Source organism: Ruegeria sp. TASC047 (genome assembly GCF_059612445.1).
On the sequence record NZ_JBXWQP010000027.1, the window covers coordinates 18,538 to 31,745 of the forward strand.

The 13,208-nt window shown below is 61.7% G+C and carries 13 protein-coding genes; 5 read left to right on the forward strand and 8 right to left on the reverse strand.

All coding sequences use genetic code 11. The features are described 5' to 3' along the window. Nucleotides 1–46: 46 nt before the first annotated feature. On the reverse strand, nucleotides 47–541 hold the full coding sequence (gene def, locus AC2FLO_RS06120; protein WP_496753876.1) for a peptide deformylase: 495 nt from the start codon (nucleotides 539–541) through the stop codon (nucleotides 47–49). Continuing rightward, on the reverse strand, nucleotides 538–1,056 hold the full coding sequence (def, locus tag AC2FLO_RS06125; protein ID WP_267364061.1) for a peptide deformylase: 519 nt from the start codon (nucleotides 1,054–1,056) through the stop codon (nucleotides 538–540). Before def (AC2FLO_RS06125) ends, def (AC2FLO_RS06120) begins: the two co-directional genes overlap by 4 nt. 94 nt (nucleotides 1,057–1,150) lie before the next feature. On the opposite strand from def (AC2FLO_RS06125), the gene AC2FLO_RS06130 reads away from it, so the two are divergent. Continuing rightward, nucleotides 1,151–2,323, forward strand: a complete 1,173-nt coding sequence (locus AC2FLO_RS06130; RefSeq protein WP_496811651.1) for a MalY/PatB family protein — start codon at nucleotides 1,151–1,153, stop codon at nucleotides 2,321–2,323. 151 nt (nucleotides 2,324–2,474) lie between these two features. Here the strand turns inward: AC2FLO_RS06130 and AC2FLO_RS06135 are convergent, their stop codons facing one another. After that, nucleotides 2,475–2,828 (reverse strand): hypothetical protein, encoded by a 354-nt coding sequence (locus AC2FLO_RS06135; RefSeq protein WP_496753873.1) that lies wholly within the window; start codon nucleotides 2,826–2,828, stop codon nucleotides 2,475–2,477. A gap of 212 nt (nucleotides 2,829–3,040) precedes the next feature. Between AC2FLO_RS06135 and AC2FLO_RS06140 the strand changes: the two genes are divergently transcribed. Continuing rightward, nucleotides 3,041–4,030 (forward strand): glutathione S-transferase family protein, encoded by a 990-nt coding sequence (locus tag AC2FLO_RS06140; RefSeq protein ID WP_496753871.1) that lies wholly within the window; start codon nucleotides 3,041–3,043, stop codon nucleotides 4,028–4,030. On the opposite strand, the gene AC2FLO_RS06145 is transcribed toward AC2FLO_RS06140, so the two are convergent. Further along, nucleotides 4,012–4,374 carry a response regulator transcription factor gene (locus AC2FLO_RS06145; protein WP_209506176.1) on the reverse strand — a complete coding sequence of 121 codons (363 nt, stop codon included), beginning with the start codon at nucleotides 4,372–4,374 and terminating at the stop codon, nucleotides 4,012–4,014. The genes AC2FLO_RS06140 and AC2FLO_RS06145 overlap by 19 nt on opposite strands. A 185-nt stretch (nucleotides 4,375–4,559) precedes the next feature. Here AC2FLO_RS06145 and cobD point away from each other — a divergent pair, with 185 nt between their 5' ends. The 3 genes from cobD to AC2FLO_RS06160 are packed head-to-tail and all read left to right on the forward strand — an operon-like array spanning nucleotide 4,560 to nucleotide 7,617. Beyond that, complete coding sequence (gene cobD / locus AC2FLO_RS06150; protein ID WP_496753869.1) at nucleotides 4,560–5,525, forward strand: threonine-phosphate decarboxylase CobD; 966 nt, start codon at nucleotides 4,560–4,562, stop codon at nucleotides 5,523–5,525. After that, nucleotides 5,522–6,442, forward strand: a complete 921-nt coding sequence (gene cbiB / locus AC2FLO_RS06155) for an adenosylcobinamide-phosphate synthase CbiB (protein ID WP_496753867.1) — start codon at nucleotides 5,522–5,524, stop codon at nucleotides 6,440–6,442. Before cobD ends, cbiB begins: the two co-directional genes overlap by 4 nt. 11 nt (nucleotides 6,443–6,453) lie before the next feature. Further along, on the forward strand, nucleotides 6,454–7,617 hold the full coding sequence (locus AC2FLO_RS06160; RefSeq protein ID WP_496804413.1) for a lytic murein transglycosylase: 1,164 nt from the start codon (nucleotides 6,454–6,456) through the stop codon (nucleotides 7,615–7,617). A gap of 75 nt (nucleotides 7,618–7,692) precedes the next feature. On the opposite strand, the gene AC2FLO_RS06165 is transcribed toward AC2FLO_RS06160, so the two are convergent. From AC2FLO_RS06165 to AC2FLO_RS06180, 4 genes are all read right to left on the reverse strand, one after another. Beyond that, on the reverse strand, nucleotides 7,693–8,379 hold the full coding sequence (locus AC2FLO_RS06165) for a hypothetical protein (protein ID WP_496806819.1): 687 nt from the start codon (nucleotides 8,377–8,379) through the stop codon (nucleotides 7,693–7,695). Nucleotides 8,380–8,761: 382 nt separating this feature from the next. Further along, the gene (locus AC2FLO_RS06170) at nucleotides 8,762–9,112 is read right to left on the reverse strand and encodes a hypothetical protein (RefSeq protein ID WP_480538723.1); all 351 of its coding nucleotides are present in this window, start codon (nucleotides 9,110–9,112) and stop codon (nucleotides 8,762–8,764) included. 53 nt (nucleotides 9,113–9,165) lie between these two features. Continuing rightward, nucleotides 9,166–12,621, reverse strand: coding sequence for a chromosome segregation SMC family protein (locus AC2FLO_RS06175; protein ID WP_496753862.1), 3,456 nt, complete (start codon nucleotides 12,619–12,621; stop codon nucleotides 9,166–9,168). Nucleotides 12,622–12,761: 140 nt separating this feature from the next. Next, nucleotides 12,762–13,169, reverse strand: a complete 408-nt coding sequence (locus AC2FLO_RS06180; protein WP_496753860.1) for a hypothetical protein — start codon at nucleotides 13,167–13,169, stop codon at nucleotides 12,762–12,764. Between the last annotated feature and the right edge of the window lie 39 nt (nucleotides 13,170–13,208).

Sequence of the window (13,208 nt, forward strand, 5' to 3'; positions counted from 1 at the left end):
TCCGGCAGTTGGGACGGGTGCCGGGCTGAAGCCCGGCCTACGGACGTCAGGTTTGTTTGCGGGCCTTGCGCAGCAGCATGTCACGTTTGACCTTGCTGAGCCGGTCGAAAAACATCCGCCCGTTCAGGTGGTCGATCTGATGCTGCACGCTGGTCGCGTCGATCCCGACGAAATCGCGGCGGTCCAGCATGCCATGTTCGTTCAGGAACTTCACGGTCACCGCGCGCGGGCGTTTGATTGTGGCCGAGACGCCGGGCAGGTTCGGGCTGGCCTCTTCATGTTCGCGCAGCTCGATCGAACTGTGCAGGATTTCCGGGTTTGCCAGACGCACGGCCCGGCCCCGTTCGGCAGAACCGTCAACAACGGCCAGCCGCAGCATCACCCCGATCTGTGGCGCGGCAAGACCGACGCCGGGCATCGCCTCCATCGTGTCGATCATGTCGTCCCAGATGGCGCGGATCTCATCGGTGATCTCGGGCACCTCATCCGCCTTGGTGCGCAGGCGTTTGTCAGGCCATGGCGGGCAGGTACGAACGGTCATGCACGGGCCCGTTCGCGTTTGAGCTTTTGCATCTTGCGGGTGATCATCTGCCGTTTCAGCGGCTTGAGATAGTCGATGAACAGCTTGCCGTCCAAATGATCGATCTCGTGCTGAACGCAGGTGGCCCAGAGCCCGTCAAAGGTTTCCTGTTGCAGGTTTCCGTCGCGGTCCATCCAAGTCACATCGACCACTTTGGGGCGCGTCACCTCGGCGTATTGATCAGGGATCGACAGACAGCCTTCCTCGTAGACATTGGTTTCTTCCGAGGACGCGATGACCTGCGGGTTGAACATGATCAGGGGTCGCGGCGCCTCGCCTTCTTCCTTGACGCAATCCAGCACGATCAAGCGATCCAGCACGCCGATCTGTGGCGCGGCAAGGCCAACACCGGGGGCGTCATACATCGTTTCCAGCATGTCATCGGCCAGCGCGCGCAGGTCGTCCGTGAGGTCGGCCACCGGGGCGCAGACCTTCTTGAGACGGGGGTCGGGATAGATCAGGATGTTACGTTTCATGAGGCTGATTTAGGGCATCGTGCCCCGCGCCGCAACGCCCCCCTTGCACCTGCCTGAATTGCGGTTAGCTTTCGACCATCAGAATGGAGCTGACATGACTTTCAACGACCTGATCGACCGCCGGGGCACCAACAGTACCAAATGGGACAAGATGGAGATGCTGTACGGTGTCTCGCCCGAGGACGGGCTGGCCATGTGGACAGCCGATTCCGATTACCCGACGGCCCCCTGCGTGATCGACGCGGTGCGCAAGGCCGCAGATCACGGCGTGTTCGGGTATTCCTGGGCGCACCCGGAGTATCTGGCCTCGGTCCAGTGGTGGATGAAAACCCGGCACGACTGGGACATTGACACGGACTGGGTTCTGACCACCCAGGGCCTGGGCAATGCTATTGCCCTGTCACTGGATGTCTGGACCGAGCCAGGCGATCGCATCGTGACCTTCACCCCTGTCTACCATGAGTTTGCCCATAAGGTGAACAAGGCGGGCCGCCGGATTGTGGAATGCCCGCTGGTGCGTGACGGCGACAGCTACGGGATTGATCTGGAAGACGCGCAGTCGCGGCTGGACGGGTCCGAGAAGATGTTGCTGTGGTGTTCGCCGCAGAACCCGTCGGGCCGGGTCTGGACGCCGGAGGAACTGCGCGCCGTGGCCGCATTTGCCGAGCGCAACGGGTTGATCCTTGTGTCAGACGAGATCCACCACGATCTGGTCTATCCCGGTGCCAAGTTTGTGCCGATGGATGTGGCAGCCCCGGATGCGCGGCCACGGACGGTAACGCTGACGGCGGCATCGAAGACCTTTAACATCGCCGGGCAGCGCACCGGCAACATGATCATTCCCGACCCCAAACTGCGCGAGGCGATGAAGCATCGGCTGACAACGCTGGATTATGGCCCCAGTGCGTTGGGTGTGGCGATGATCAACGCCGCCTACAGCCCGGCCGGCGCGGAATGGGCAGATGCCCAGATCGCGCATCTGGACGGAAACAGGCGTCTGTTCGACCAGACCATAGCCGAGATTCCGGGCCTGTGGTCGATGCCCTTGCAGGCGACCTATCTGGCCTGGGTCGACTTTTCCGGCACCGGCATGGATCACGCTGAATTTGTCCGCCGATTGCGCGAGGATGCGCGGATTGCAACCTCGTCAGGACCGGGCTTTGGCACTGGCGGAGAAACGTTTGAACGGTTCAACCTGGCCACGCAACGAGCGCGGGTCGAGGACGCCTGCGCGCGGCTGAAACGGGCCTTTGGCGACCTGCAATAATCCAAGCGGTGTCTGGTTTGACTGGCCTCACGATGGACCGCGCCTGTTGTCCGGGCGCGGACCTGAATGGCGAAATCCATAGCGATAGCCAGCCTAACGGCCTGTTGGGCGTTACCCCGACCTAACCCGGTACTACGATAGAACTCCGAGCTTAGTCTTCGTTGCCCAGCAACGCGATGGGCGCATCCGGGGCGCGGTAGAAATCCAGCGGTGCCTTGTCATGGGCGGCGGTGCTGCGTTTGAATTCATACCGCATCTCGCCGCCTTCATCCTCATCGGCAATGATCAGGCATTGATACAGAAGATTGGCCCCGTCATAGATATCGACCAACCCGCGCAGACGCGGTGTCGTTTCCGCCTCAACCGTGAAACCATCTTTCCACAATTTGAGAATTTTATAGGTATTGTCGCCCATCTGGACGCGAAGGCGACTGGCCTTTTTCAATGTGGCGATTCGGGCGGCGTCCAACTCGGCGCGTATTTCCTTTGAAACATAAGTACTCATTAAATCATTCCCCCGCTAATGACCTCTATTGTGCGGGAACTGTTGTAAAAATCCAGTGAACGCGTTCACGCAACGGGCTGTGCCTGCGGTTTGTTGCACAGAAATCCCAGCATTGCCTGTGCGCGCATGCAGGTCTTGTGCGCGGGCAAATGCATAGGAACAGGCGGGGCTTGGACCTATCTTTGGCCAAACGCCTATGCGGAGGATGAGATATGGGCCTGCTGGTCGATGGAAAATGGCAAGACACCTGGTATGACACCAAATCCACGGGTGGCGCATTCAAACGCAGCGCGGCGCAGTTTCGCAACTGGCTGACCGCTGATGGCCGCGCGGGACCGTCGGGCAAAAGCGGGTTCCGGGCCGAAGCCGGGCGGTATCACCTGTATGTCAGCCACGCCTGCCCCTGGGCGCATCGCACCCTGATCTTTCGCGCGTTGAAGGGGCTGAGCGATCTGGTTCCGGTTTCGGTCGTACATCCCGACATGCTGGATCACGGCTGGACCTTTGAGGCGGATGATCACGGTGCCACGGGTGACCGTCTTTACGGGCTGAGCTATGCACATCAGATCTATACCAAGGCGGATCCGTCCTATTCCGGTCGCGTCACAGTGCCGATCCTGTGGGACAAGGCGCAAGAGACCATTGTTTCGAACGAAAGTTCGGAAATCATCCGCATGTTCAATTCGGCCTTCAACGACATCACTGGCAATACGGACGATTACTGGCCCGAGGCGATGCAGGACGAGATCGAGGAGGTCAATGCGCGAGTCTATTCAGACGTCAACAACGGCGTCTACAAGTCGGGCTTTGCCACCTCCCAAGCGGCCTACGACGCCGCCGTGGGCCCGTTGTTCGACACGCTGGACTGGCTGGAAGGGCGTTTGGCGCGGAACCGGTATCTGATGGGGGACCGGATCACCGAGGCCGATTGGCGGTTGTTCACAACCCTGATCCGCTTCGACCCGGTCTATCATCTGCATTTCAAGTGCAACAGGCAGCGCCTGATCGATTATCCAAACCTATGGGCCTATACGCGGGAGCTGTATCAATGGCCCGGTGTCGCCGAGACCGTGAACATGGATCACATCGTGCGCCACTATCACTACAGCCATGACAGCATCAATCCGCACCGCATCATTCCGGTGAACCCGGTGCTGGATTACATGGAGCCGCATGGGCGCGATCAGCGCCCGGCGGCGTAATGTTCGACCATCGCCGCCAGATCCTCTGGCGGCGTTTCGCTTTGAACATAGGCACAGGCATTGGGACTGTGCGCAAAAATCGACCCGTCGGAAAAGAAGGTGGTGTTGGTGACAAAAATCACCCGCGCCTCGGGGCGGCGATAGCTGGCAAAATCGGCCACAGCCAATGCGCTTCCGGTTTCCAGAACCAGATCCAGCACGATGATATCAAAATCCGTGCCATAGAGCGCCAGAATGGCGGCCTCCTGAGCGTCAACCAGCGTGACTTCGGCGTCTTGCCGCTCCAGATGTCTTTTCCAGACCCGACCAAGGTCGGGGTTACTCTCAACAATCAGAACTTTCATTTGCAACAACCTCGGCACTTGGTATGGTGAGTGGTGCCGACCCCCGTGGTCCGTGATCTCGTTATTTCCTTAACAAAGTGTTAACAGCAGCCGCACGCTTGCGTGTTCGGGCGGATTTGCTTGTGTAAATGGCAAAAATCCGCTTGAAGCACCCCGAAACCGGTCAATCCCCGCAGAGAGAGCAGATGAGTACACTTGATCACGGCTTGGACCCCCGCGCAGTTCGCGACCACGGCGGGGGGCTGGACAGGGCGATTGTCAGGTATGGCGGAGCGCGTGCAGATTGGATCGATCTGTCGACCGGAATCAATCCGCATCCTTACGCCGTTGCGGGCCTGACCGCCGGGGATTGGGCCGAATTGCCGGATCACGGTGCCTTTGAACGGCTGAGTGATGCGGCCCGCAGGTTCTGGAACGTGCCGCAGGGGGCTGCAATCCTGCCGGCGCCCGGTGCATCGGCTGTCATCTCTCGTATCCCTGCGCTGGCCGCGCCAGGGCGTGTCCAGATCACGCCGCCCACCTATAACGAACACGCCGCCGCCTTTTCGGCGCAGGGGTGGCGTGTTCAGCCTGAGGGCGCGGTTGACGCCCGCGTGATCGTGCATCCCAATAACCCGGACGGGCGCATCTGGCAGGAACGCGATGTCTCGGCCCCGCTGACCGTGATCGACGAGAGCTTTTGCGATGTCACGCCAGAGGCATCGTTGATCCATATAGCGGAACGTCCCGGCGTGATCGTGCTGAAGAGCTTTGGCAAGTTCTGGGGGCTGGCCGGGATGCGGCTTGGGTTTGCCATCGGGCGACCTGAGTTGATCAACCGCCTGAGCGACCTGACCGGACCCTGGTCGGTGTCCGGCCCGGCCCTGCGGGTTGGAACGCAAGCCCTGTCGGACGATGACTGGGCCGATGCCACGCGCGCGCGGCTGGCGGATGAAGCGGCCCGGCTGGATACGCTGATGCTGACCAGGGGCGCAGATATCGTCGGTGGCACCAGCCTGTTTCGTCTGTATCGGTTTGATGACGCCTTGGAGTGGCAGGACCGGCTGGCCCGCGCCCATATCTGGAGCCGTATCTTTCCTTATTCAACAACCTTTCTGCGTCTGGGTCTGCCACCGGAAAAGGGGTGGGACAGGCTGGAGGCCGCGCTGTGAGCCCTGCCCTGATGCTGGTCTGCGCCATGTGCCTGGACGCCACTCTGGGAGAGCCCGACTGGCTCTGGTCCCGCGTCAAACACCCGGCGGTGATGATCGGCAACCTGATCGGATGGCTGGACAAACGCCTGAATTACGGGCGCGGTCGGCGGTTGAAGGGGGTGGTGGTGCTTGCCCTTCTGATCTGCGGCGCATGGGGCCTTGGGTGGGGTCTGTCCCTGCTGGGGCCGGTGGTTGAAATTCTTGGCTGCGCGATTCTGCTGGCGCAAAAGTCGCTGGTTGCCCATGTCCGCGCGGTTGGTGACGGGTTGCAAACCTCGCTGGAAGACGGGCGGGCGCAGGTGGCTATGATCGTCTCGCGCGACACGCAGGATATGACCGAAGCACAGGTGGCGCGTTCCGCCATCGAAAGCGCGGCAGAGAACCTGAGCGACGGGGTCATTGCCCCTGCATTCTGGTTTCTGGTCGCCGGGCTTCCGGGGTTGCTGGTGTACAAGGCGGTGAACACCGCCGACAGCATGATCGGCTATCGCACCGAAACGTACCGTGATTTTGGCTGGGCCGCGGCCCGGTTCGACGACCTGCTGAACCTGATCCCTGCCCGCCTGACCTGCGTGATGATCGTGGCACTGTCCGGCCAATGGTCGCGCTGGTTTGAGATGGTGCGGGATGCGCGGCGTCATATCTCGCCCAACGCTGGCTGGCCCGAAGCCGCCATGGCCCGCGCCCTGAATGTCGCGCTGGCAGGGCCGCGCAGCTATGACGGGCAGGTGCGCGATCTGGCCTGGGTCAATGGCGACGCCCCGCGCGAGATCGGTGCATCAGAAGTTTTTCGCGCATGTGACATGCTCTGGCGGGTTTGGGGGCTTGCGCTTGCGCTCGTGTCAGTGTGGGTTGGGGCCGAACTGATATTCTGACGGACCCTTTCATGCGTATACTCTCTGGCCTGATCGCCGCCGCCCTGTTTACCTCACCTGCGCTGGCGCAATGTGGAGGTGGATTTAACTCCTTTGTCAAAGGGCTGAAGACCGAAGCCGTGCAGCAGGGTTTGGACAAATCAGCGGTGAACGGTTTTTTTGACGGGGTGCAGCAGGACAGCGCCGTGCTGAAGGCTGACCGGGCGCAGGGCGTGTTTCAGAAGCCCTTTATTGAGTTTTCCCGTCGTCTGATTTCGCAAAACCGGATCGAACGCGGGCAAGCGATGTCGCGCAAATACGATGCGGTCTTTGATCGGATCGAGCGCGAGTATGGCATTTCCCGCGGGGTGCTGCTGGCCTTCTGGGCATTTGAAACCGATTACGGATCGTTTCAAGGCGACTTCAACACCCGCAACGCCTTGGTGACGCTGGCCCATGACTGCCGCCGCCCGGAGCTGTTCCGACCGCAGATCTTCGCCGCCATCGAGCTGTATCAGAACGGTGATTTCGACCCGGCCCGCACCACCGGGGCTTGGGCCGGAGAGATCGGCATGGTGCAGATGCTGCCGCGTGACATACTGGAAAACGGCGTCGATGGTGACGGTGACGGGCATGTCCGCCTGAAAAGCTCGGCCCCTGATGCGCTGATGTCGGGGGCCAGAATGCTGTCTCATCTGGGATGGCGCGCGGGTGAGCCTTGGTTGCAGGAGGTCACCGTGCCCGCGCAGATGGACTGGTCCTTGTCCGGCCCCGGCAAACCGCGTTCGGTGGCGGAATGGCAGGCGATGGGCGTTCAGGCGCGCGGCGGGTCCTTGGCCAACCTGCCCGCCTCGCTGATCCTGCCACAGGGGCGCAACGGGCCTGCCTTTCTGGCTTACCCCAATTTCGACGTCTATTTCGAATGGAACCAGAGCTTTGTCTATGTTCTGACCGCCGCTTATTTCGGAACACGGCTTGAGGGCGGCCAGATTTATGATGCGGGCAATCCCACGCAGGGCCTGAGTGGCGCACAGATGAAACAGTTGCAGACCAAGCTTCAGGCCAAAGGATATGATGTAGGCAAGATCGACGGGATCCTGGGGGCCGGAACGCGGGATGCAACGCAGGCCGAACAGAACCGTTTGGGCCTGCCTGCGGATGCGTGGCCAACGATGGAGTTGCTGGAAAAACTCTGAGCCAGCGGCCCGCACTTCTGTGGTATGACGCGAACCCCCAAGATTATTTGACGATATCGGCACCGTCGCCGCTGATTATGTGACCGGATATTTCTTGGGGTCAATTCCATGTCTTTGACAGACAATATCAATGTAACTTCCCTTTGGAGGAATACCGCCGAATTTGCTGCGAATACCACTGCGGGTTTCGCCCTGGAAGTGGTGAAACCGGGCCCAATCGGGTTCGTAGTCTTCAATGTTCTCGACCGGGTCCAGAAACCCGCGACGCGGCCAATACAAATGCCAATGCTGGCCTCGGTCGATTTCACCGGTGACCCCCAGCGCCCAGCGGGTCACACTAGGGCCGGTTGTCGTCCACGGAAGATCGTAGAGCGTGATTGTCTCGCCCGCCTCATAGCGTTTGACCAGTTTTTCGATGCGATCACTGCCCAACCAAAACGGGATCGGGACTTCTGACTCAAGGAAATTCAGGATCAGCTTCAAGGCCAGAGATGTCTTGGGAAGGCGCAAGACGCAATTGTTCATCGCCTTGTTGCGCCAGACGACACCAAACAGATAGTCCGGTGGAACATCCAGCGGCCGGACGCAGTAGATATCCAGATCAACCCACACAAAGTCGGTTTTTTGCAACATGTGGATCCGGAAGATGTCTGAATAGACCGCCATCCGTCTCCGGCCACCGGTCAGGTTTTCGGTGGTTTCATCCGCATAGATTTCGCGGGCGTCATGAACAACAACGCCGTCGGGAACATCTATGTTCATATCCAGCACGTACAGATGGAAGACATAGCCATGATCCAGAAAGGACTGAATGCATACTCTTTCAACGCAAGATAACGGCGCACCAAACCAGAAACTTGCAACTTGAAAATCCAAAACAGCACCTCTTGCCCAAAGCCAAAACGGGATCGCTGCTGCACTAACGAAGCGGTGTGTGGCTCGTCAACCGCGGCTGCTGTTTTGGCGCGACTTACCCTGCCTTGCGCCAGCGCGTTGTGTCGAGGTGCCCACAGTTTGGTTCTGGCCCCTCATTGGGCGCGTGTATTTGCGTTGTTCCCGGCATGGCCGTTGACGTCTGCCGCGGGTTCAGATTGCTGCGCGGGTTGGTCCGTTGCCAACATGGCCGGCCCAAATTGTGACTTCTTTATTTGGGCCGCACCGGGTACCTATCCCCTTTCTGATCGATCAGGATCAGCCGCTCGCCACTGTGGACATACAGGTCGCAGCGGCTGAACCCGTTGCGATACGCGATGCAGACGGAACCGTCATCGGCGATGGAGTAGGTTCCGAATGCAGACCCCCCGCCCGCGTAGGTATAGGAATAAGCGCCCCCCGCCGAAAACTTGGCCTGACCATCATCGTAGAAGGTCAGCGTCTGGCCCGCGAGGGCGTCAAGCTCGGCCACTGTCAGCGGGACATCGCCGGATTTGACGGGCCATTCAGCGGCGACAACCGAAGTGGCGGCGATGAGGGCGGGGATCAGGAAACGCGTCATGAGGCCAAGGTAGCGCGTTATGCCTGCAATCATCATAACGTTGCGGTGAGCGGTCAGGCCACCATCTGCTCGGCCTTTTTCAGGTCGACCGAAACCAGCTGGCTGACGCCCTGTTCCTGCATGGTGACGCCGAACAGACGATCCATGCGTGCCATGGTCACCGCGTGGTGGGTGATGATCAGGAAACGGGTGTCGGTCTGGCGGCACATCTCGTCCAGCAGGTCACAAAAACGGGTGACATTGGCATCGTCCAGCGGCGCGTCAACCTCGTCCAACACACAGATCGGGGCCGGGTTGGCCAGGAAAACGCCAAAGATCAGCGCGGTCGCGGTCAGCGTCTGTTCGCCGCCCGACAGCAGGCTGAGGGTCGAGAGCTTCTTGCCCGGCGGCTGGCACATGATTTCCAGTCCCGCATCCAGCGGGTCGTCGCTTTCGACCATGACCAGATTGGCCTCGCCCCCGCCAAAGAGGTGCTTGAACAGCATCGCGAAGTTCGAGTTCACCTGTTCAAAAGCGGTCAGCAGACGTTCGCGGCCTTCGCGGTTGAGGCTGGAGATGCCGCTGCGCAGGGCTTTGATCGCCTCTTCCAGATCGGCCTTTTCACTGCTGAGCGTGTCGAATTCTTCCTGAACGTCCTTGCTGTCTTCCTCGGCCCGCAGGTTCACTGCGCCCATGGCGTCACGCTGGCGCTTGTGGCGGTTCACTTCGGCCTCTAGCGCATCCGCGGCGGGCATCTGGTCGGGGTTTACGTCCAGCTGGTTCAGCAGCTGGTTCGGGGTCAGTTGCTGGTCTTCGGCAATTCGTTCTGCTGCCGCAAGCACGCTTTCCTTTGCTGCGTCACTGCGCGCCTCGGCTGCGGCGCGGTTTTCGCGAGCTTCCGAGGCCAGGCGTTCCGCCTCACGCTCGGCCGTCACCACTTCGCGCAACTGTGTTTCTGCTTCGGCCAGCTTGTCGGCGGCGTCGGCCCGACGGGCTTCGGCGGCTTCGATCAACTCGTTCAACTCTTCCCGCGCCTCGGCGATTTCGCCGGGGGCGGCCATGGCCTCGGTCAGTTCCTCTTCCGAACTTTCCTTGCGCTCGGCCAGTTCCGATATCCGCTTCTCAGCCGTTTCCAGACGGTGCCGCCAGCCACTCAGGTCCTTGGTGACCTCCTGCGTGCGACGGGTGCGGGCGTCGCCTTCACGGCGCAGCTCATCATGGGTCGAGCGGTGGGTCAACATGGTGATCCGCGCCGCCTCGACCGTCTGTTTGATGTCCTCAACCTCGGCGCGGGCGCTGGCGAGATCACCCAGATCGTTCAGCGCCGCCTCGGCCTCGCGCAGCTGCACGCGGGCGGACATGGCATCTTCTTTGTGGCGATCCACGGCAAGGGCCAGTGTTTCCAGCTTGCCCTGCGCAAGGTTGCGATCCGCCTCGGCACGGCTGAGCTGGCGTGCGGTTTCGGCCATGCGCTGATCAGCGGCACGACGGGCTTCGCGCGCACGGCGGTCGGCCTCGGTCACGTCCGCCAGTTGCCGCGACAGGGTTTCATGCGCGGCGCGGGCACCGTCGGCCTGCGCCTCGGTGCGGGCCAGTTCCTGTTTCAGCGCCTCAAGCTTGTTGAGCTGCTCCAGCCGCAGCGCCGCCGCACTTGGCGCATCCTCGGCCCAGGCACGGAACCCGTCCCAGCGCCACAGGTCGCCCGAGCGGGACACAAGACGCTGGCCCGGCTTCAACGACGCCTGCAACCGCGCGCCCTGATCCGCATCGACCAGCCCGATCTGCGCGATGCGACGGCTGAGCCTGTCCGGCCCTGACACGTGCAGCGCCAGCGGGTCGACCCCATCGGGCAAGGGCTGATCGCTGTCATACCCTGCCACCTGAACCCAGCCGGACGGGCCGTCACCTTCGACCAGCGGCGCACGGAGGTCATCGGCAAGCGCAGCACCCAGCGCCTTCTCAAAACCCGGTTCCACGCGCAGCAGGTCCATCACCTGCCCGCCCTCGGCCGTGTCGCGGTCCACCAGCTTGGCAAGCGCAGTGGTTTCGGCGCGGATTGCACCCAATTCGCCTTCGGCCTCGGACCGTTGCGCGCGCGCCTCGGCTTCGCGGGCCTGCGTTTCATTGCGCAGCTCATCCGCGGCGGCCAGCGCCTCTTCGGCGACCTCGGCGGCTTCGCGGGCTTCTTCCTCGCTTTCCTGCGCGGTTTCGAACGCCTCGCTGGCACGGGTCAGGGCTGTTTTGGCCTCATCCACCGCCAGCCGGGCTTTTTCCTCTTCCCCCTCAGAGCGGGCCAGCGTCTTGCGGCTGTCTTCGACCAGACGCTGCGCTGACTGGTGACGGGCGACAAGACGCGCCATATCCTCGGTCTGCTGCGACAGGTGGTCTTCGCGGTCCTGAAGGATCGAAGCCGCTTCGCGGGCGATTTCTGCGGCTTCCGCCACCTTCGCGTCATGCCCTTCGGCGGCCTTGGCCAGTCCGCGGGCTTCCCATTCCAGCCTTTCGATCATCTGGCCCGCATCGCGGTTCAGGCCGGTTTCCCGTTCGATATCCTTGCCGAGCTGATGGATGCGGCTGGTCAGCGTTTCAATTGTCTGGCGCGCGCGGGTTTCCTGATCGGTCAGTTGATCGCGCTGCACCTGCTGGCGTTGCAGGACAGCGGCGGCGATGGCCTCTTCCTCGCGCAGGGGCGGCAGGGTTTCTTCGATCCCGGCCCTTTTCGCGGCGGCCGCGCGGGCTTCGGCCTCGGCGCGGGAGGCCTCGGAAATCCGGTCCCTTAGCTTGTCTTCGGCCTGCTGGCGGGCCATGTCGGCCTCTTTCCAGCGGCGATAGAGCAGCATTCCCTCGGCCTGACGCAGCTGTTCGCCGATTTCGCGATAGCGTGCGGCCTGACGGGCCTGACGGGCCAGTTGCGCAAGCTGCCCGCCCAACTGCTCGAGCACGTCATCGACGCGGGTCAGGTTGGACTCGGTCGCTTTCAGCTTCAGCTCGGCCTCATGCCGGCGTTGATAGAGCCCCGAGATCCCGGCGGCCTCTTCCAGAATGCGGCGGCGGGCGCGGGGTTTGGCGCTGATCAGCTCGGCGATGCGGTTCTGCCCCACAAGCGCGGGGGAATGGGCACCGGTCGAGGCATCCGCGAACAGCATCTGCACATCGCGCGCGCGCACATCCTTACCGTTGGTCTTGTAGGCGCTGCCGACATCGCGGGTGATCCGGCGCACGATTTCAAGCTGATCGGTGTCGTTGAACCCCGCAGGCGCCAGACGTTCGGAATTGTCCATGGTCAGGACAACTTCGGCGAAATTGCGGGCGGGCCGTGTGGCGGCACCGGCAAAGATCACATCCTCCATCGCGCCGCCGCGCATGGATTTAGGGCGGTTTTCCCCCATCACCCAGCGCAAGGCTTCCAGAAGGTTGGACTTGCCACAGCCGTTCGGACCCACCACACCGGTCAACCCGTCCGCGATGATCAGATCGGTCGGATCAACAAAGCTTTTGAAGCCGGTCAGTTTGAGCTTGCTGAAACGCAATGGCCGCGTGTCCCGTGATTCCTATGAATTGAAAGTCTGCGCAAGGGATGGGGTCCGAGTCAACGCAGTTGCGCAGGATATGGGAGATCAGTGCAAGTTATCCACAACATCTTGCCGAAATGCGCAGGAACACGCGTATGTCAGTATGGGCTGCATTCAAAGACCTGATAGCCGCTGTCGTCCCCGACATTTTCATAGATACCATAGTCGATACATTCATATCGGGGCGTCGAGACGGCAGTCAGCAGCAGCCGTTCCCCCGCCTCGCGGTCACACCCCAGTACACCAACCGCGACAGCCGCGTCGCCCAGCACGTCGAGGATCGGGCAGCCTGAAACCTGCGCCATGGCCAGCGCGGCGCGATCCCGAACAGGGCCAAGCCGCGGGGCGTATTGCGCGTTGATCCGCACCGCCTCGGCCAGATCGCCGCGCACGCGCACGTCGAACACACTACCGTTCACCGCCACGCGGGTGGCCGGAACGTCGCGGAAATGCGGGGTCCCGGCGGCGCAGGCGGCCAGCAGGAACGGAGCGAGAAACCGGATCATGCCGCAGAGTTGCAGCAATTTGGTTAACAGAACCTTTCT

What these genes read in the sequence shown, in the direction of transcription:
- AC2FLO_RS06140 (WP_496753871.1), top strand. Translation starts at nt 3,041, where the DNA reads ATGGGCCTGCTGGTCGATGGAAAATGGCAAGACACCTGGTATGACACC.
- AC2FLO_RS06130 (WP_496811651.1), top strand. Translation starts at nt 1,151, where the DNA reads ATGACTTTCAACGACCTGATCGACCGCCGGGGCACCAACAGTACCAAA.
- AC2FLO_RS06145 (WP_209506176.1), bottom strand. Translation starts at nt 4,374, where the DNA reads ATGAAAGTTCTGATTGTTGAGAGTAACCCCGACCTTGGTCGGGTCTGG.
- def (WP_496753876.1), bottom strand. Translation starts at nt 541, where the DNA reads ATGACCGTTCGTACCTGCCCGCCATGGCCTGACAAACGCCTGCGCACC.
- def (WP_267364061.1), bottom strand. Translation starts at nt 1,056, where the DNA reads ATGAAACGTAACATCCTGATCTATCCCGACCCCCGTCTCAAGAAGGTC.
- cobD (WP_496753869.1), top strand. Translation starts at nt 4,560, where the DNA reads ATGAGTACACTTGATCACGGCTTGGACCCCCGCGCAGTTCGCGACCAC.
- AC2FLO_RS06135 (WP_496753873.1), bottom strand. Translation starts at nt 2,828, where the DNA reads ATGAGTACTTATGTTTCAAAGGAAATACGCGCCGAGTTGGACGCCGCC.
- AC2FLO_RS06180 (WP_496753860.1), bottom strand. Translation starts at nt 13,169, where the DNA reads ATGATCCGGTTTCTCGCTCCGTTCCTGCTGGCCGCCTGCGCCGCCGGG.
- AC2FLO_RS06170 (WP_480538723.1), bottom strand. Translation starts at nt 9,112, where the DNA reads ATGACGCGTTTCCTGATCCCCGCCCTCATCGCCGCCACTTCGGTTGTC.
- AC2FLO_RS06165 (WP_496806819.1), bottom strand. Translation starts at nt 8,379, where the DNA reads ATGAACATAGATGTTCCCGACGGCGTTGTTGTTCATGACGCCCGCGAA.
- AC2FLO_RS06160 (WP_496804413.1), top strand. Translation starts at nt 6,454, where the DNA reads ATGCGTATACTCTCTGGCCTGATCGCCGCCGCCCTGTTTACCTCACCT.